11 protein-coding genes are annotated in these 19,878 nt (G+C 36.3%); 6 read left to right on the top strand and 5 right to left on the bottom strand.

Annotated elements, in window-relative coordinates; genetic code table 11:
* Positions 1-29: 29 nt before the first annotated feature.
* The 5 genes from AC27VX_RS13115 to ccoN all read right to left on the bottom strand — a co-directional run bounded on the left by AC27VX_RS13115 (position 30) and on the right by ccoN (position 11,800).
* Positions 30-962, bottom strand: a complete 933-nt coding sequence (locus tag AC27VX_RS13115) for a YihY/virulence factor BrkB family protein (RefSeq protein WP_488695972.1) — start codon at positions 960-962, stop codon at positions 30-32.
* Between the two features lies 1 nt (position 963).
* Positions 964-3,291: a translocation and assembly module lipoprotein TamL gene (gene tamL / locus AC27VX_RS13110; RefSeq protein ID WP_300688658.1), complete on the bottom strand. Its 2,328-nt coding sequence runs from the start codon at positions 3,289-3,291 to the stop codon at positions 964-966.
* A complete protein-coding gene (locus tag AC27VX_RS13105; RefSeq protein WP_488696190.1) occupies positions 3,291-8,321 on the bottom strand; it encodes a translocation/assembly module TamB domain-containing protein in 5,031 nt (1,676 codons plus the stop codon). The genes tamL and AC27VX_RS13105 overlap by 1 nt, the downstream gene beginning before the upstream one ends.
* 292 nt (positions 8,322-8,613) lie before the next feature.
* The gene (locus AC27VX_RS13100; protein ID WP_488695970.1) at positions 8,614-9,501 is read right to left on the bottom strand and encodes a cbb3-type cytochrome c oxidase N-terminal domain-containing protein; all 888 of its coding nucleotides are present in this window, start codon (positions 9,499-9,501) and stop codon (positions 8,614-8,616) included.
* 19 nt (positions 9,502-9,520) lie between these two features.
* Positions 9,521-11,800, bottom strand: coding sequence for a cytochrome-c oxidase, cbb3-type subunit I (gene ccoN, locus AC27VX_RS13095; RefSeq protein ID WP_236856051.1), 2,280 nt, complete (start codon positions 11,798-11,800; stop codon positions 9,521-9,523).
* Positions 11,801-11,985: 185 nt separating this feature from the next.
* On the opposite strand from ccoN, the gene AC27VX_RS13090 reads away from it, so the two are divergent.
* From AC27VX_RS13090 to AC27VX_RS13065, 6 genes are all read left to right on the top strand, one after another.
* Positions 11,986-12,279 carry a helix-turn-helix domain-containing protein gene (locus AC27VX_RS13090; RefSeq protein WP_236856050.1) on the top strand — a complete coding sequence of 98 codons (294 nt, stop codon included), beginning with the start codon at positions 11,986-11,988 and terminating at the stop codon, positions 12,277-12,279.
* A gap of 291 nt (positions 12,280-12,570) precedes the next feature.
* Positions 12,571-15,540, top strand: coding sequence for a sensor histidine kinase (locus AC27VX_RS13085; protein WP_488695967.1), 2,970 nt, complete (start codon positions 12,571-12,573; stop codon positions 15,538-15,540).
* A complete protein-coding gene (locus AC27VX_RS13080) occupies positions 15,537-16,151 on the top strand; it encodes a response regulator transcription factor (RefSeq protein WP_488695965.1) in 615 nt (204 codons plus the stop codon). The genes AC27VX_RS13085 and AC27VX_RS13080 overlap by 4 nt, the downstream gene beginning before the upstream one ends.
* A gap of 180 nt (positions 16,152-16,331) precedes the next feature.
* The gene (locus AC27VX_RS13075) at positions 16,332-17,273 is read left to right on the top strand and encodes a hypothetical protein (RefSeq protein ID WP_488695963.1); all 942 of its coding nucleotides are present in this window, start codon (positions 16,332-16,334) and stop codon (positions 17,271-17,273) included.
* Between the two features lie 206 nt (positions 17,274-17,479).
* Positions 17,480-18,898: an amino acid permease gene (locus AC27VX_RS13070; RefSeq protein ID WP_236856046.1), complete on the top strand. Its 1,419-nt coding sequence runs from the start codon at positions 17,480-17,482 to the stop codon at positions 18,896-18,898.
* Between the two features lie 292 nt (positions 18,899-19,190).
* Entirely contained in the window at positions 19,191-19,823 is a 633-nt protein-coding gene (locus AC27VX_RS13065) for an HdeD family acid-resistance protein (RefSeq protein WP_236856045.1), read from the top strand.
* Positions 19,824-19,878: the final 55 nt, after the last annotated feature.

Genomic DNA, 19,878 nt, shown 5'->3' with positions numbered 1-19,878 from the left:
TAGTTTGGTAATGATTTACAGATACCTGATCATTCCTTCTCTTTATTAGTCTGTTTGAGGCTGTCCTCATACAGCTTGGCAGGAGTCCATCGTGCATGTTTGGAAAGAGTGACTTTGTATCCTTTTTTATAAGTATAAACCTTGGTAAATTCGGCACCAAAGAATATCAGCATACAGGAATAGTTAATCCACATCATAATCAGAATTACAGTTCCGGCAGCACCAAAAGCTGAAGTAGGTTTGATCTGATTAAAATAAAGGCTTAACAGGAACTTCCCCAGGGTAAATAATATAGTGGTCAGAAAAGCTCCTTTCCATACCGACTTCCAGGTGATCACCACATCTGGCAGTACTTTAAACATTAAACCAAACAAAAGCATAACAAGGGCAAAGCCTACAGCAAAATTAACAAGCTCTACTAGCATATACGTTTCAAAGCCAAAATATTGGGTAATAATTTGATTGAAAAAACTGATGAACGAAGATAAGAGCATTGTAATCATCAGTAGAAAACCCAGAATAAGGATCATTCCCAAAGAGTTCACCCGGTCCAGCAAAAACTTAAGAAGTGCCTTTTTAGGAGCAGCTTCTACTTCCCATAACGCGTTTAAAGAATGCTGAAGCTGAAAGAAAAGGGTGGTAGAACCAAATACTAATGAGCCGACACCTACTGCTTTCATGAAAATATTCTTTTTGTCAATCAAAGCACCGGCAAGCATTTCTTCAATACTTTTGGCAACATCCTGTCCCATAATACCACTGATCTGTGTGCTGATCTGCCCTCTGATAGCTTCTTCACCAAAGAAATTTCCAAGGATCCAGATAATAATGATCAGTAGTCCCGGGATGGAAAATATGGCATAATAGGCAAGACTTGCTGAATCTTTTGATGCAGAAGAATTGTTCCATTCCGTAAATGTGTCTTTTAAGACTTCCCAGAAAAATTTTGCATTTTTTATCATATTAAAAAGGATATCCGATGGCAATATTTAAAACAAGATTATCTTTTCTCCAGCTCGGGTCTCCGAAATTGATTTTATCGAAAGCCCATCTGCTCCCTTTTTCATAATAGGGAACTCTTAGTGGCATTGCCAGGTCCAGTCTCAAAATCAGGATAGAAAAATCCAGTCTCAGACCAACGCCGGCTCCTACAGCAATTTCATTCAGAAAATCTTTTGAAAATTTGGCTCCCGGTCTGTCTTTATCATTATTGATCAGCCAGATATTTCCAGCATCAACAAAAACAGCTGCATTTAAAAATTTATAAAGATTAGCCCGGTATTCAGCATTTAATTCCAGTTTAATATCCCCCGACTGATCAAAATAAGCTCCCTCCTTTATAGTTCTCGGGTCAAAACTTCCCGGACCTAGTGTTCTCGCACGGAAAGCCCTGATACTGTTACTTCCTCCAGAGAAAAACTGTTTAGAAAAAGGGATAAATTCCGAGTTTCCGTATGGATAAGCCAAGCCTCCAATAAATCGTGTTGCCAAGGAAGATTTTTCTGTAAATTTATGATAGAACCTGACATCATTTTCAATCTTTGCATATTGACTGAAAGCGATTCCAAAAATATCTTTTTCTTTATCTTTTTTTACATTAGCACCGGTAATCAGTCCTGTGATATTTCCTGCAAGATCAAGGGTTCCTTTATAATAAAAGGTATTTCTTCTTGGCAGCATAGTGTTGGTATACGTATAAGAATAGGTTGGACCAAAAATAAGCTGCTTTGCTACGATCCTCTGCATGGCAGGATTATTTAAGGAAATTGAATCATAAAGGGCAGTGACCTTAGCTGGAGAGACTAAAGTAATGTCAAGCACTTTCAATTCATGTTCTTTCTTCACATTTTCTTTCCATACATATCCAAATGAACCCGTGAAATTGTTGAGGGTATAATATTGTGTTCTGTTCTGAAACTCATATCCCAATGTAATATTGGTTCTTGGTACAAAGGCACTGGAAGAATGAAACCGGAACGGAGCCACAATTCTGGGAATGGAAAGCTGTACATTTGCTCCTGCACGGAACATATTATTCGCGTTTTCAGCTCCACCCATCTGGAAATCAAAAGCACCAAAGATAGCCGCTTTAAATTGTTCTGCACCCCTGAAGAAATTTCTATGGGTCCAGTTGAGGTTAAGCTCACTACCTGCATAGTTAGCAGAATTTGTCCTTCCTAAAGCTTCCAGACGCAGTGATTGAATTTGCCTTGGTGTTAATAGATAATAAGCATCAAATTTATGGTTTAAAGAATCTGAAGTAATAAATTCATTTTTTACAAACTTAAAAACTCCCAGGCTGATAAGCCGGTTGAGTGTAAGGTTGTGATTGGAACGGTTGTAAAGATCCCCTGTTTTGAAATACAATGCCCTGTCAAAAATTTTCGGTTTGAATTTATGCTGTGGATCGATCACATAAATGTCATCAAAAGCATATTTGGAAAGAGAATCTTTATTCATCGGAATATTATATTTCCCGTCCTTTACATCCTGAATATTATAATTAGGAAATACAACTACCTTGTCAATACTGAATTGCTGAGTGGCCAGATCCGGAGTATTGTCTTTCAGTTTTACATTAAGTTCAACTTTATGGTTTTTGGTTACCGTACTGTCAGCCTGTACAATGATATTGTCAGAATGGAAATAATAAAAACCTCTTTCTTTTAGGCCATTATCTATTCTTTCTCTTTCCGATTTAATGACATCAAGATCAAATGGCTTTCCATTTTTAAGAAGCGTTCTGCGTGTTAAATTCTGAATTTCCTGATTAACGAGGGTGGAGTCCTTCTGAAACTTTACTCCCTCAATCAAATATCTGGCACCAGGTCTTAAGGTATAAATAACCTGAGCTTTTTTGTTCTTTGAAATGGTGTCATAAGTAGCTCTTGCATTGAAATACCCTTTGTTTTCAGAATAATTCTCAATAATATCTTTATTGAATTCACGGTCTACATCGCCTAATAATACAGGTTTCTCACCTATTTTATATTTAAGCCAGTAATTAAATCCTTTATCTTTTTTAGGTTCTTTGGCTATATTATAAAAATACAGCTTAGGGCGCATTCCTAAAAATGTAGAATTGGGTTTTGGAGTGAGATTAGCTTCCAGTGCAGACTGAAGATCCTTTTTTTCTTTTTTTGAAATAGTATCGTTTTCGATATTGATTTTACCTCCGGTGTACAGCATCTGGCCTTCTTTCAAAAATCTCGTATTGCTGCAGGAAATCGTAACGGACGTAAGCCCGGAAACAAACAGATATTTACAATATGTATGGAATGTTTTACTCATTATTTAAATTCTACCACTTGATTGTTTTTATTCTTTTTTGGTTTCTTCTCTTTAGATTTTTCGAAAATCTCACGGAATTTGTCATAATCCAGCGTGATGATAAATCCAACACCGGTTTCTATGATCTGCCCCTGAAGAGCCACCTGATATTCATCTTTACGGTACGCACGCAGCATATATCTTCCGTCCCTGGAAAGGCTGTAGTCTACAGAAACATTACCGGCAATATTAGTCATACTTTCATTCTGGCGGGCCTCGCCTTCCAGTCCAAAATTACTTCCAACAGTAACTTTCAGTCGGTCGTTCAATAATTTTTTACTGATATCTACATTAAGATCGGTTCTTGTATTTTTTTGTCCGGTAGAATAATCTTCAGTAGAATCAAGCCCGAAGTTCAGATCCACTCCTTTAATCAGGTCGGAGGCAAGATTATTTAACTGCTGAGAAAGGATTTTACTTACACTCTGTCTGGCCATAGTTTCGGCAGACATTCCGGCACTGCTTTCAAAAGGGTTCTCCCCAATGAAGCGGTTCAGAAGAAGGAGGGCAAATACCTGCTTATTCAGTTCAGACTCCTGTGTTCTGAGCTGGGCGAGCTTTTGATCAACAACATCTTTTACATTAGTTGATACAGAGTTATTTTTTTCATCTGTAGTAATGTCAAAAGTAAGCAGAGGTTTCAATAGTTCACCTTTCATTTTCAATAATGTATTGAATGGCATTCTCTGTTTAAACTGATTGATTAACGAGGCACTGCCATCACCACTTACCTGTTGCTCTACAAGGTCAATAGGCGGAGCTTCCGTTTTATAAACAGCAGTAATATCCATCTGAGCCATGGTAGGTTCTCCGGTCCAGGTAATCGTACTTCCCTTCTGAATATCAAATTTACGTTTAAGCAAACTTACAGAAAGATCATAACTTCCTTTTTCTACCTCATATACACCTACTAATGTCATTTTTCCTGAAGGATCTATTCCACCTGTAAGCTCAGCATCACCCTGAAGTTTTACAAAATCGCCGTTTACTTTATCAATAATGATAGAAAGCTTGGCTTCCTTGCTTACCTCAATATTAACACTTACGTCCATGCCCTGGATACGGCTTTTATTGTTCAGAGAATCTGTTTTAATCGTTTTATTCAGTACTACCTGATCCTGATCGATAAACTCTACAATACCATCTCTTTCCTGCAGAGAAGGGCTTGACTGAGGCAGTACAAAAGTGAAATCTGTATTGTCGGCAACGCTTAATCGTCCGTCTACTTTTGGCAGATCCAGATTCCCACGGATGCGAAGTCCGGCATCAATTGCCAAAACTCCATACATCATCGCATCATTTGATTTTTCTGAGTTAACAACTTTGAAATCTTTGGCACTCACATTAAGGTTGAATGCAAAATCTCTATAGGTCTGGGTGAGCACCTGTCCATCTATGACAAGAGAATTCCCATCTTTATCATTGATTTTAAATTTGTTGAATTCTATACCACGGCTGGTAAAATCTATCTCATCATTCAGCTTTCTGAAATCACTTCCTGTTTTGGCTATTTCCAGTCCGGCATCATTGAATTTTACTTTTCCGGCAATATTCGGCTGAGTGGTATTTCCTGTTATTTTTAAATTTCCTGAAAGATATCCTTCCGTATTGGTAATCGCATTCATAGAGAATCCCTGAATACTCTTCATCTGAAGCTGGTTGATTGCCATATTCAGGTCAAAAGTGCTGGAAGAAGTGTTATAATCTCCAAGGATTTTTACATCATTATTATTTCCGGAAAGAGCGATATCAGCATTTAACAGGTTTGGCGACGAGTTATTTACTTTTATAGCAAGGTTACCTACAGGACTTCCGTAGACAATCAGATTAGAAACATTTAAATCAGACGTGAAAGTCATTTTTTTCATGACGTCTCTCAGCTGAGCGGTTCCGTTGATTGTTCCTCTTGCCAGAACAGTGTCTTTTTTGATAAGCTCTGTAATAGTTTCAATTTTAAAATCTTTCAATGAAATATTCAAAGGACTCGTAGGGCTGTTATTTTCAGATTGAATGGCAATTTCGCTTTCTCCATTAGATAGAATGAAATTGTCAGCCAGAATCCCTTTATTACTGATCTGGATTTTATTATTTTCGGCAACATTCCAGTCGGCATAGTTTAGTTTTAAGCCATTAGGATTCAATGATATTTCAGTAATATCATTTAAAGATTTTGCATTCCCTGCAATAAGGAACTGGGTAGTATCTTTTTCATCCTTGGTGGTAATATTATAATTGATGATATTATTGGCTACATCACCGTCAATATTGACTTTATTTAAGGAAAAACTGGAGCTTTTTAAAGCGGCTACATTCAGACTGTATTGCAGCGCCTGATTTTCATTGGTTACTTTTAATACTCCTTTTTCAATGGTATTTTCACCATATAGTAATTGCGGAATCTGTCCGTCAATTTCAATTTTTTGGGAATCTGCATCATAGTTACCGGTTAAATTGATAGTTTCAAAACTTTTCAGATCCGGAACAAACTTTCTGATCAGATCATCATTTTTTACTTTAGCTGTAAGGGTGAAGTGCTGACCCGGATCAATTTTTTGCGCTTTGTCAGGCTTCTGGAATTGATAATACTGATTGATAGTCTTCGTTAAAGCTCCAAAGATTTGAGTAAGTTTATATTTACCTTTCATTTCAACATCAGCAATCTGTGAATTGAAAATGATCTGAGTAGAATCTGCAGTTGAAGATGCTTTCAGATTGATTTCCTGTACAGGATAAACTTCTTTGGTGTCAGAAAATGCAAAATCTTTAAGGTTTAAATATCCATTCAGATTATTCGGGTCAAGGCTTGTGAAGTCACCATCAATTTTTCCTGCAAGAATCATAGGTTTGTCATAGAAACCAAGCTTATTGACATCCAGTTTGATAACTTCACCATTGACTTTTATGGTAGGATTTTTTTCATCATACATACCGGAAGCAGTCAGTTGTAAATCTGCATTCGGATCTTTTGAATTTAAAATAACATGATAAGCTCCTTTATTGATCTTACCTGTCAGATTCATATTTTGATAACGATAACCTTTATAAACGGCAGAAGCAACGTGTCCTCTCAAGTTGGCATTGGCATTTTTAAAATCAAAACTTTCTCCTTTAGCTGAAATCTGTGCCGTAACCGGACCAATATCTTTATTCTGAATAATTTTCCCAATCTGTATTCCCTGAAGATTAGCTTTTACATCATAAAGTTCATGATTTTTTCTTCGCATATCAACATTGGCAATTACTGCTGCATTTCCGAGAGTAGAGTAGAGGTTAAGATCTGCATTCACTACTTTTGTTGTTCCTTTAGCAGTTCCTTTGATACTGAAATTGGAAGGAAGAGAAATGTTAGACGGGATTGTATTTTTCGGAACAAGATTAAAAATGGTTTTTGCATTGGAAGAAAACTCTGCAATTCTCAAATCGTAATAGAGCTGATCAGGATTCATTGCATTTTTAATCTTTCCAGATGCCAATACTCTTAGCTGGTCAAGACCGGAAACTTTAAGATCCTGAATTAACAGATCATTCACGCTTCCTTTTACATTAGCATTCACGTTAAGGACTGCGTTCGGATACTTATTAAAAGGAACTGTATTTTTTAAAGTAGGAACAAGATTTAAAATATCAGAAAAACCGATTTTAGAGTCTTTGATATTAGCTGAAACTTTTACTGCACCAAGATTAGAAGTAAGTTCATCAATGGAGTTATAATTTAAAATAACCTCATCACGCAGTAATGTTTTTGGAGTCTGAAGATAAAGGCTCTTGAGATAAGCCTCCTTTTCCGCATAGACAAAATCAGTGTTGAATTTCTGGATATCGAGGCCTCTTGCTTCCTGAACTTCTGCAGAATTTACAGTCCCTGCAAAGGTATTATTCTCCATTTTAAAACTTCTTACCTCTACATTCATTTTTGAAACCTTAAGGTGATTGAAGTCCATTCCCTGTTTGGTAGGAGCAATGGCGGTATTGTTGTAAGTTGCTTTTACATCATTAAGAACCAGTTTCCCTAAAAGTACTTTCATAGCTTTATCCTGTTCAGATGCTTTTGAAACGTCGGGGGCATTTTGTTTTTTCGGATTGGCATTTTGAGCCGGGAGATAAAGATTGGCATCTATATCTGCTCCGGAAAGAAATACGTTGGCAACATTATAGGCATTGTTTTCAAGATCAAGCTTGTTCACCTTTGTGCTCAGCTCTTTGAATATAACTTTTGCAAATGTTTTAGTATTATCATCACCGTAATTAATGTCAAAATTGGTAAGCTTGATTCCTCTCAACCCAATGTTCATTGGTTTTTTTTCATTGAGTGAATCCACTTTTTTCTCAACTTTTTTAGAAACCTCTTCTAGAAGCCCCTGTTTTAAATTTAATTTCAATCCGTCAAGATTAATATCATTGACAGCATAGTTGTTTTTATTGAGATCAAAAGTTTTGACTCTGGTGTCGAAGGACTTAAAATATAGTTTAATATCATTCTTCGACTGTTGGTCATTGAAGGTGACTCCAATATCTTTTAAATTAATTTTATCAAGGGAGATAATAAATGGTTTGGAGGGGCTCTCTTCTTTATCATTACTGGCAAAAGCATCAATAATATAATCAAAATTGAATTTGCCGTCCGGCTTTCGTACTACATTAGCCCGGGCTCCTTCCATATCCACAGAAGTAATATCTGCCGTAGAATTGATGAGTTTCAGCATATGCAGGCCTACATCCAGTTTTTTGACTGCCAGAAGGGTATCTACATCCTGTCCTTTCAGATAAAGGTTCTCCATGACAAGGCTGTTGGGGAATCCGATGTATACTCTTTCCAGACTTACTTTAGTCTTGATTTTTTTCTCAAGATAAACAATCAGTTTGTCTTTGATAAAGTTTTGGACAGCAGGGAGTCTTAAGCTTAAGATCAACAGGGTAAGAAGAACCAATATAGAAATAAAGGTTATTAGAATACGCCTAAATAGTTTTGTAGTGTTGATTTTCAGTTTCAAATGCGATATGGTTTGTAACAAAGATAATAATACTATTTTTATTTGGTCTCTGTTGTGGTACCTTTTTGCAAATGCAAAAACCCTGCCTTGGCTGTCTTATTATGGAATTTTAGTGTGTAGTTGTCAAGTGAATAGTTGAGAAAGACGAGCCAAGGTAAGGATTGTTATTGTTAAAAAGCCCCCTTTATATCATTTTTAATGTTGAAAAGGATAGTTAGCAAAAATGAAAATTCAAATGTTAGTATGTGTAAAGGGGGCTTGGCATGGCGTGGTTTAGTTGATAATAATAATTTTAATTGTTTCCGTTTTCCCATTTCACCTCTTCTCCCTGAGGAGCAGCACCTCCTTGAGCTACTGTGATTGGAGAAGTTTCCTGGTTAATATGATAAATATAAGCTGCAATTTTTTCAGCATCTCTTCCTGTGATGGTTCCTTCTTTAATGAAAGGTCTCATCGTAGGATTATTTGGGGAGCCGTTTTCAAGCATCCAGAAAACATTTTTAAACAAACTTTTTTCTTTGATGTTGATCCAATGAGTATCGGTAAGATTAGGTCCAATACCTCCCTTTCCCCCATCTCCGTGGCAGGTTACACAGTTGGTTTTGAAAAGTTCCTGGCCTTCTGCTATATTATCTGCACTGTATTTGGCTGATTCCAGATTGATCTGAGGGGCTGTTTTTTCATACTCTTCAATAGAAGCCAGCATTGTCTTGACCTCTTTGGTATATTCTACTTCAGGATGAGCATAATCTGTAAATGCAAAAGCTGTTAAATATACTACACAGAATATGCAACCGAACCAGAACAAGCCGATCCACCATTTAGGAAGAGAGTTGTCAAGCTCTGTGATTCCGTCAAAACCATGGTCGATAAGAATATCTTTTTCTTCAGTGACAGATTGTTTTTTGAAAGCAGAGTTCCAAAGTTTCTGATAATAAGGAATATTTTTTTCTGCCAGGTACTTTTTTTTCTCCTCTTCCGGTAACCGGCTGAAGCTTTCATTCTCAATTAAATCTCCAATGGAGTTCATGATGAGAAGAAGAATAATGGCAATCAGAATCAACGCCCAGAAAAATGGAGAAGAAAAGTAGCCGGAATCGCTTGCGAACATTTCAAAGGCCATAATCGTTAAGCCTATCGTTGTCGCTATATATATTGAAATTGGGGTTCTCGTTTTCATTACAATACAATTTTAATGATTACTCTACGCTTGCTGTTTGGATCTGAGTTGTTTTGATGTCGGTACCTAATCTTTGAAGATAGGCGATCATCGCTACAATTTCTCTTTGTTCAAGAGGGATATAAGAAGCTCCTTTTGCTGATTTTTCCTTTACCATCTGGTCTTTCACATCCGCAGCTTCTGAGTAGATTCTCTGTACAATCGCTTTCGATTGGTTATTTGCCCATAAATTGGCAGAATCAATCTGAGCTTTTGTATACGGTACATCAAATGCATTTTTCATCAGTTTCATTTTATCCACCATCTGAGCACGGTCCAGTTTATTGGTGATTAACCAGGGAAAACGTGGCATAATGGAACCTGCAGAAGTAATTCTTGGGTTATACATATGTTTAAAGTGCCATGAATCCGGATTCCTGCCCCCTTCTCTGTGAAGATCCGGTCCGGTTCTTTTAGATCCCCATAAGAAAGGTCTGTCGTAGATGAACTCACCGGCTTTAGAGTACTGCCCGTTTTTTCCTTCAAATCGTACCACCTCATCTCTGAACGGTCTGATCATCTGAGAGTGACATGAGTTGCATCCCTCACGAATATATAAATCTCTTCCTTCAAGCTCCAGCGGAGTGTATGGTTTTACAGCAGTAATGGTTGGAACACTTTGCTTAAGTGATAAGGTAGGAACAATTTCCACCAGTCCGCCTATTGCTATCGTAATGAAAGCTAATATTGAAAGCAGGGTAGGTGTTCTTTCCAGCCATAAGTGAGCACCTTCACCTTCTTTTCTTGTACTGCCGATATTCGCCAGTGCAGGGGCTTCTGCTGGAACTTCTTTCTGGAATGAGCCTGCTTTTACTGTTTTGATGACGTTGATCACCATTAAGACTGCTCCTGACAGATAAAGAATACCTCCTGCGAATCTCATTTTAAAGTAAGGAATGATTGCTGTTACAGTATCCAGCCAGTTTTTCCATAATAAAGTTCCGTCCGGGTTGAATTGTTTCCACATCAGTCCCTGCGTGAATCCTGAGATATACATCGGAACAGCATAGAAGATAATTCCTAATGTTCCCAGCCAGAAGTGCCAGTTGGCTAACTTTTTAGACCAAAGCGGTGTTCTCCACATGATCGGAACCAGATAATAGATAACCCCGAATGCCATGAAACCATTCCACCCAAGCGCTCCTAAGTGTACGTGGCCAATAACCCAGTCGGTATAGTGTCCAATTTTATTTAAAGATTTTGTAGCCAATAAAGGACCTTCAAAAGTGGCCATCCCATAGCAGGTAATAGCTACCACAAAGAATTTCAGAATAGGATTTTCTCTTACTTTGTCCCATGCTCCTCTTAAAGTAAGAAGACCATTCAGCATACCTCCCCAAGATGGAGCGATCAGCATAATAGAGAATCCTGTTCCTACTGCCTGAGCCCATGCCGGTAATGCTGTATACTGCAGGTGGTGAGGCCCGGCCCAAAGATATACAAAGATCAACGACCAGAAGTGAATAATGGATAATTTGTATGAGAATACCGGCCGTTGTGCCGCTTTTGGCATAAAGTAATACATAAGACCTAATACAGGGGTAGTTAATACAAATGCTACTGCATTGTGCCCATACCACCATTGTACTAATGCATCTTTTACACCTGCATATACAGAATAAGATTTCCAGCTTGTGAAAGATAACGGAACTTCAAGGTTATTGAAGATATGAAGCATTGCCACTGCAATCCATGTAGCGATGTAGAACCAGATCGCAACATATAAATGTCTAACTCTTCTCTTGGCAATTGTTCCAAACATATTGATCCCGAAAATGATCCATGAGAATGCAATTAAGATATCTATAGGCCATTCGTGTTCAGCATATTCTTTAGACGTATTGATTCCCATCAGGAATGTGATCACTACACTTACAATCATAATCTGCCATGACCAGAAATGAATCCATGAAAGCGTGTCACTGTACATTCTTGTTTTTAACAGTCTTTGCATGCTATAGTAAGCACCACAGAAAAAGGAATTACAGACGAACGCAAAAATTACGGCACTGGTGTGAAGCATTCTGATCCTTCCAAAGCCCATTGCTCCCTGAGTATTGATCAGTCCCTGAATATTTCCCGAGGCTAAACTTTTAATAGTCGTATCATCTGTACCGAATAAAAATTCAGGCAGTTCAGGATAAAAAAGCATCAATGCGGCTGTAAGCCCCAGCAGAAATCCGACAAGTCCAAATGCGATAGTAGCATAGAGGAATGCTCTGACAATATTATTGTCATAATTAAATTTTTGCGTCTCCATAAATTCCAATAGTGTTTACCGAAGTGATATTTTCTCTAGAAAAAGGTCTTACTTCAGGCCTTTTTACAGGTTGAAAATAAATATCATGTAACGTGTATAATGTTTTGCCAAAGGTATTTATTAACTTTGTTAGAGGCTAATAGATAATCTTCTAAAATATACCGAAAACTACTAAAACAAAAACGATGAAAGTGTGTGGACAAAATATCAGGAAAATACGTAGGAGTAAAGATTTTACGCAAGAGTATATGGCTTTTGAAATGGGAATTTCACAGAAGGCTTATTCTGACATCGAGAACTCTAAGGTGAAAATAAACATTGAAATACTTACGAAAGTTTCTAATATTTTAGATATCAAGCCTTCCGATATCTGCAGCATATCGCATAAATGTGGAACAGATGGTTATGAAGATAAATATCAAAGTCTCCTTGAACACTTGAAAAAGAACAATATTTCAATTCCTAAGGAATATTTATAAAGAGGACCAGACCCGGGTTTTTGCATTACTTTGATTATCCCAATCGTAAACAATATAGAATAATGACCTCTTCATAAGGAAGGAGGTCATCTTTTTGTGCTTCCAGCAATATGCCTGATTATTATAGTAGCCGGAATGGAGAACAAGTATTGGTTATTCCAAATGTACTGTAATTGATAAAGTAGTAATAAAGAATTATGTAAAAATAAATTCACATCATTGTGGATAAATATTTACAATAATTTTGATTTTCTATAATATATTTGCCATGAATCTAATGTAGCCCACTGGATGAAGCCTGTATATTTTATTTCACTCTTATTTTCTCTATGCATTTATGGGCAAAGCTATACTACGCAATGGTATACTATGGATAACGGGCTCCCCCAAAACAGTATCAAGGATATTGTAAAAGACAAATATGGTTTCATCTGGCTTTCAATGGAAGGGCGAATCCTGCGTTATGACGGAAGCAATTTTGTAGAATATAAAAATTTCAATTTTAAAAATTTTAGTTTTGGTGATTTTTACGGGAATATAAAAAATGATAGTATCGCTGTCTTTAATAACTCCGAAAAAAATGCTCTTCTGATTTCTCGCAGATATCCTGAAACTATTGTTTCTAATGGAATTTTCAATCCTGGAGGTTCCAAAAATAATTTAATTTATAAGAGGCTTGTTAAAAATAATATTACAGTTAGATTTATTTCTTATATAGACTCTTACTTTATTCAGGTACCTACAGGTTCTTATTATTTTGAAAATAATGGTATTATTTATGTCGATGAGAAAACTAAAAAAACTTTAAAAATAAACCTTAAATTTCCAAGGAGTAAGTTAAAGCGTTTATTTGTTCATGGAGATCATGTCTTTGTTGCTGATGCAGAAAATAAGAAAGTTCTTCACCTGTATCAGGGGAAATATTCCTACACCAGTGCCCCGGCTCTCTATACAAATCCCGAAACAAAAGTCTACTGGCAGCAGATCACCGGACAGGTATTTATGATCAGTCATGGTAAGGTATACAGGAGCCGGTTTTCTGCCGGGAAGCTGGAACTAACCTATCTTTTGGAATATAAGGATATTGATAAAGATATTTCCGGAGCTATGTTTTATGATGAGATTTACAATAAATTATATATCGGAAGTTCCATCAACGGGCTTAAAATTCTCAGTCTTTCAGATTTTTCTGTTTCGAAAAAAAATATACCTTATCAGGATGAGGTATGCTATGCTGCAATTCCTTATGAAAATAATTCTGTACTGACTCAGGAAGGAATCAGGTATTATCATATGACCTCGCAAAGAATATATTCAGCTCCTCAGTCATATGATAAGCGTTATATTTTTCAGGATGATTCCGGGAATCTTGTATATAGGGAAAACAACTCCATTCATGTAAGGAATAAGAATTCAGGTTTTACAAAGTATGATTCTATTACTTTTAAAGGGAAAGGAATTGACGGACTGTATAAGAGCGGAGGATTGTATATGGCCTCTGTTATAGAAGGAGAAAAATCTTATCTCTATCTATTTAATCATGACAATTTTAAGAAAACCGCCCGGATTATTTCCTGTAAAGACAATATAGATGCTGTTTTAAGATACAGTGAAGATCTTCTCTATCTGGGAAGCAGCGGTGGAGTGTATGTTTTTTCTCTTTCTAAGAATAAAATAGTACAGCAGATTGGAAAAAATATTCCCATAAAACAGATGATAAGAACAAAGGATGGGAATATATGGCTAACCACTTACGGTAGAGGTATTTATTTATTAAAATACCAAAAAATGATCAGAGTTCCTCCCGATAAAAATGATTTCCTTGCCAATGCTCATTATATCCTGGAAGATAAAAACTCAAATTTATGGATCTCCTCTGATAACGGATTGTTTAAAACGGACAAGAAAAGCCTGTTACACTATATAGAAACTTTAAAAGGGATTGTTTCCTATTACCGATATACTAAAAATAATGGGTTTTTAAATAATGAATTCAATGGCAGTGCGAATCCCTGTGCCCATGAGCTGAAAGATGGACAGTTTGTATTTCCTTCTATGGAAGGATTTGTATTCTTTAATCCACAAAATATTAAAACTTACTATCCCAAAGCTCAGGAGGTGTACCTGGAAAGAGCAAAAATAAAAGGAAAGATGCTTCAGCTGAAAAATAAACTTTTTCTCCAATGCGGCTATAAAAGTGCGGAAATTTATATAGACCTTCCTTACTATTCCAATTTGGAGAACATAAACCTTCAGGCTAAACTTGTGGAGGATGAAAATAGTCCATGGATAAATATTAAGAATGATAAAACCTTCCATTTGGCTAATATATCCCCGGGTAAGTATAATCTTCAGATAAAATTTTTATCGGCTCACAATGGCAAGCTTGTTTACAAAAATCTTCCAGTAGAAATAGAAGCTTATTTTTATCAGACCCTACTTTTCAGGCTCCTGATTGTTGGCGGTATTATTTTAATTTTTGTATTGATTATTCAGATCAGAACCAATTTTTTAAGATTAAAAAATAAAGTCCTGAAAAATACAATCGTTCATAAAGATAAAGCATTACAGGAAGCCAGTACCAAGCTTGAAAATGAATCCGACTATCAAAAAAAACTGGTAGAAAGTATAAGCCACGATATTACCACACCTGTAAAATTTATTTCACTTCTTTCCCAAGAACTCGCGCAATCAGATGATCCTAAGGTTCAGAAAAAATATTTTGACAGTATTTATAAAACTTCGGAGCAGCTATACAAATTCACTTTAAGTCTTAAAGAATACACAGAACTTTACAAACAGGAAAATACATCAATAGAAGAATATGCGGTCTATGATCTTGTCGAAACTAAAAGATTGCTGTTTGAAGAAATTGCGGTGCAGAAAAACACGTTTATTTATAATTTTTGTGATCATCATCAGAAAATACAGCTTAATAAAAATATTCTTCTTACTGTTTTTCACAATATTATAGATAATGCAGTAAAAAATACTTCAGATGGAGAAATTATTATTACCTCTTGTCGTACAGCATCTCATTTGGAAGTCTCAATTACTGATACCGGAAATGGAATGTCTGACGAGCAGATAACTTACTATTCCAGGCTTTTTAAGAAAAAAGATCATGAACATCTGATGTTTAAAAATTACGGATTAGGTCTGCATATGGTTGTTCAGCTGATGAGAAAAATTAATTCTGAAATGCTTTTTTATAAAAACAACCCAAAAGGAACCATCATTAAAATACTAATTAAAATATGACAAAAAAAATACTGATAGCAGATGATCATCATGTGGTAAGAGTAGGGACCGCAATGATCCTAGAGAAAAGTTTTGATGATTTTGACATTGATTTTGCAGAAACTTATGGTGAGGTAAAACATAAATCAGAAAAGGAAAAATATGATCTTGTTATTCTTGATATTGAGCTCCCCGGAAGTATTCTTAAATCAATGGTAAAAGAAATTAAAACCATATCCCGGGATACTCTTGTTCTGATCTTTACTTCCTATAAAGAAAATATTGCGCTGCAATATATAGAAGAAGGAGCTGATGGCTTTTTAAATAAACAGAGTGATCCGCAGGTTTTTGTAAAAGCGGTTGAATCTATTTTTAGAGACGGCTATTATTATACACCAGGAATTGTCGCTGAGCTGATGAAAGGAAGTGCTAAGAAAAAAACTTCAGAAATTTTATCAGAAAGAGAGCTTCAAGTCTTTAATCTTTTGGCAAAAGGAAACGGGAACCTTGAAATTGCCAATGCTCTTGAGATTGAAGAATCTACAGTTGGGACATATAAAAGAAGAGTGTATCAGAAATTAAAGATCTCCAACCTGATTGAACTGCTGGAAATTTATAATGAAATACATTAAGAAAAATATCCGTTAATGTCATAATACCCGTACAGTTTTGTGGATAAATGCGTACAAGATCTATACTTTAAAAATTCAATTTTCGCAGTAGGTTAGTACCTTGGAAATTTCTATTGACCCATTGGAACTAAAACAATCGGTTAAAATAGGCTTTTATAGATTCTAAATACGTATTTGTTTATGAAAAAAAAGATGCTTTTCATTGCCTTTTTGGCAGGTTTTAATTGTATTTTGGTCAACGCCCAGGTAGGTAATGTGGGGGTTAATACGGTAAGCCCTGGTAGTAGTCTTACAGTTAACGGCTCATTTGCAGCTACATATAGAATTGTTACGGCAAGCAGTGCTATAGGAGCTAATGATTATTATACTGCTTACAATGGAACTGCTGATGGAATATTAACTTTACCAGCAGCTATCAGTGGTACAGGTAATTTTGCCGGACGTACTTATCACTTCAAAAATACGGGTGGAAAAACACTTGCCATTTCAGCGGCAGGTTCTGAATTAATTGATGATCAGAATGTTACAGGGGTTGGCGTACCTGCAATTACTGTTCCTCCCGGATACTATGCATTTTTAGTAAATAAAGGAACAACTGCGGGGACGACATGGGAGCTGGTATTGGTTTCAAGCTCAAACAGTATGCCTTCCGTCAATCAGGCCTATCTTTTTTCTTCTGCACAGCAGAATGCTTTTAAGCAGACTTGTATTGCTACAACAGGCTCAGCGTGGCAAAAAACAGAAATAAAATACAATCAGGGAATGGAAATCAATACAGGAAATGTATTGGATGTATCATCAGGAAGATTCAAAGCACCTACAGATGGATATTATATGATCTATGGCTCTGCACAATTCGATAATTCAGAGATTTCGGGTCAGCCGGGTTTTACATGGTGTGTACTGTATCTGGTAAAGAACTTTGTAACAACTCCAAACAATCAGTTGGTACAGAACTTTCATACCAATCCGGGAATCTTTGCCTCCGGTATTGTTTCTGCGGTAGTTCATCTGAACAAAGATGAAACCGTAAGCATGGCTTCTGCTGCTCAGTTAAACAGTGGAGGTGCTCAATATCAGGTGACAGCAACATCTATTTACGGTTATAAAATAGCCAACTAATACCACTCCCCATTTTACAGGATATGCAGCCTTAGCCCATTGGTTTAAGGCTGCTTTTTTATAATCATCTTTTGGCCTTCAACAGCCTTAATAGAAATAGAAAATAGTCTTTACTCATTGGCAGAGCCTGAATTGTCAATTTACTCCCTGGAATTTGAATTCCTCTGAAAAGTTTTTATATATTTAGCGACCGAATAATTCATTCAATGAACAACGAAAATAAAAAAGGAGAAAACGAGACTTTAGTTAGAGGATTAACAAATCGACACATACAATTAATTGCCCTTGGTGGTGCCATCGGAACCGGCTTATTTCTGGGAATCGGGCCTGCAGCAGTGTTGGCAGGACCATCAGTTATTCTGGGTTATGCTCTAGCAGGGATCATAGCCTTTTTTATTATGCGTCAGCTTGGTGAAATGGTTGTTCAGGAACCGGTATCGGGAAGTTTTAGTTACTTTGCTTACAAATATTGGGGAAATTTTCCGGGATTTGCTTCCGGATGGAACTACTGGATTCTCTATATTCTGGTAAGTATGGCCGAACTTACAGCCATTGGACATTATATTCACTTCTGGTGGCCGGATATTCCGCTTTGGGTGTCCAGTTTATTTTTCTTTATAGTTATCAATGCTCTTAATCTTGCCTCTGTAAAGGTGTATGGTGAAACGGAATTTTGGTTCTCCATCATCAAAGTAGTAGCTATTATTGCAATGATTATTTTTGGAATCTATCTTTTAGTAAGCGGAACCGGTGGAGATAAGGCTACTGTTTCCAATTTATGGAATGATGGAGGATTTTTCCCAAAAGGGCTTTTCAATAAAACGGAGAGTGGATATTCAGGATTATTTGCTGCAATGGCAATGGTAATGTTCTCCTTTGGAGGCTTGGAGTTGATTGGTATTACAGCGGCAGAAGCTAAAAACCCGGAAAAAACTATTCCACAAGCTACCAATCAGGTGATCTACAGAATTTTGATTTTCTATGTAGGAGCTTTGGTAATCCTGTTCTCACTAAGCCCATGGAGAGATATTACTGAAGGATCAAGTCCGTTTGTAATGGTATTTCAAAATCTGAATGGTCTTGAATTTACTGTTTTTGGAAAGGTTGTTCAATTTAATACGTTGATAGCCAATGTTCTTAATTTAATTGTTCTTACAGCAGCATTATCAGTATACAACAGTAGTGTTTACAGCAACAGCCGAATGCTTTTCGGGTTATCCCAGCAGGGAAATGCACCGAAATTTTTGAAAAAACTCAATAAAAACTCAGTCCCTATCAATGCAATTCTTGTTTCATCATGCTTTGCAGGACTTTGTATTATCATTAATAAATTAGTGCCGGAGAAAGCCTTTGAATATTTAATGGCTTTGGTGGTTTCTACATTGATCATCAATTGGTTAATGATATGCTATACCCATTTAAAATTTAAAAAATCGATAAACAAGTCCGGAATTCAATCCAAATTTCCATCCATATTTTATCCTGTATCCAATTATATATGTATCATCTTTTTGGTTCTGATTTTAGGGCTGATGAGCATTACAGGAATGGAAATTCAGGTTATTCTGATTCCGGTTTGGATAGCATTTTTATTTGTCATGTATAAGCTGTACAAGCCCAGCTAACCCATAAAACCACTATCAGGTGTTTTGAAAGATGAAAATTATTATAATTTTCATCTTTTTTGTTTTATAGTGTCTAATATGGGAATTTATGATGAAGTAATTCAGGGTGATCACTGTATATTATTTCTTTTTTCAGGAATGATTCATATGTGATCTTAATGGCAGCTGCACTATTTTTTGTATCTTAGTAAAGGTGATATTTTTAAATTAAGTAAAAATATGACCTTTTTGCAGTCATTGCGGAAAAGCCGAACACCGTTACACAAAGTAGGCAAAATCTAAAAAGACACCTATGGCCAATTTATTTCAAACCCTTACCAATACCGTAAAGCACTGGTATATCCCTTTGATCTTCGGAATCATTTTTCTTATCTGTGGATTTTATGTATTCAGTGTGCCACTTGCAACGTATGTAACCCTTTCAATTTTTTTCAGTGTTTCATTCCTATTCTCCGGAATTACGGAAATATTCTTTTCCTTACAAAATAGCAAATCCCTGCAAGGATGGGGCTGGTTTTTGGTAAGTGGATTATTGACTACCGCAATTGGGGTTTATCTTATTGCGAATCCTCAGATCTCGATGACTGTACTTCCATTTGTGATTGGATTTACTTTACTTTTTCGTTCTTTTCAATTGCTGGGTTTTGCTTTTGATCTCAAAAGTATGAAAATAATGAGTTGGGGAAATGTAGCCCTTGCCAGCGTTGGAGGAATTATATTTTCTCTGTTGCTGATATTCAATCCCGTGTTTACAGGAATTTCATTAGTTACCTTAACGGCTGTTGCTTTTATTTTTATGGGCATTGCTTCTATTATGCTGGCTCTGGATTTAAGAAAGGTGAAAAAGTTCCCGGGAAAAATAAGTCAGGAATTAAGAGATAAAATTAAATCAATACAGGACGAGATTGATGATCTTAGAAAATAATCATTTAAATTAAGATAATGACTAGTCCTGAAAAAGGTTGACTAGTTTTATAAGT

Source organism: Chryseobacterium sp. 14P4.3.2 (genome assembly GCF_057799275.1).
This window is presented reverse-complemented; position numbering and strand designations above follow the sequence as displayed.

Bases quoted from the DNA above. Each gene is read 5' to 3' on its own strand.
- AC27VX_RS13115 (WP_488695972.1), bottom strand. From the start codon at position 962: ATGATAAAAAATGCAAAATTTTTCTGGGAAGTCTTAAAAGACACATTT.
- AC27VX_RS13080 (WP_488695965.1), top strand. From the start codon at position 15,537: ATGACAAAAAAAATACTGATAGCAGATGATCATCATGTGGTAAGAGTA.
- AC27VX_RS13100 (WP_488695970.1), bottom strand. From the start codon at position 9,501: ATGAAAACGAGAACCCCAATTTCAATATATATAGCGACAACGATAGGC.
- ccoN (WP_236856051.1), bottom strand. From the start codon at position 11,800: ATGGAGACGCAAAAATTTAATTATGACAATAATATTGTCAGAGCATTC.
- AC27VX_RS13065 (WP_236856045.1), top strand. From the start codon at position 19,191: ATGGCCAATTTATTTCAAACCCTTACCAATACCGTAAAGCACTGGTAT.
- AC27VX_RS13075 (WP_488695963.1), top strand. From the start codon at position 16,332: ATGAAAAAAAAGATGCTTTTCATTGCCTTTTTGGCAGGTTTTAATTGT.
- tamL (WP_300688658.1), bottom strand. From the start codon at position 3,291: ATGAGTAAAACATTCCATACATATTGTAAATATCTGTTTGTTTCCGGG.
- AC27VX_RS13090 (WP_236856050.1), top strand. From the start codon at position 11,986: ATGAAAGTGTGTGGACAAAATATCAGGAAAATACGTAGGAGTAAAGAT.
- AC27VX_RS13085 (WP_488695967.1), top strand. From the start codon at position 12,571: ATGAAGCCTGTATATTTTATTTCACTCTTATTTTCTCTATGCATTTAT.
- AC27VX_RS13070 (WP_236856046.1), top strand. From the start codon at position 17,480: ATGAACAACGAAAATAAAAAAGGAGAAAACGAGACTTTAGTTAGAGGA.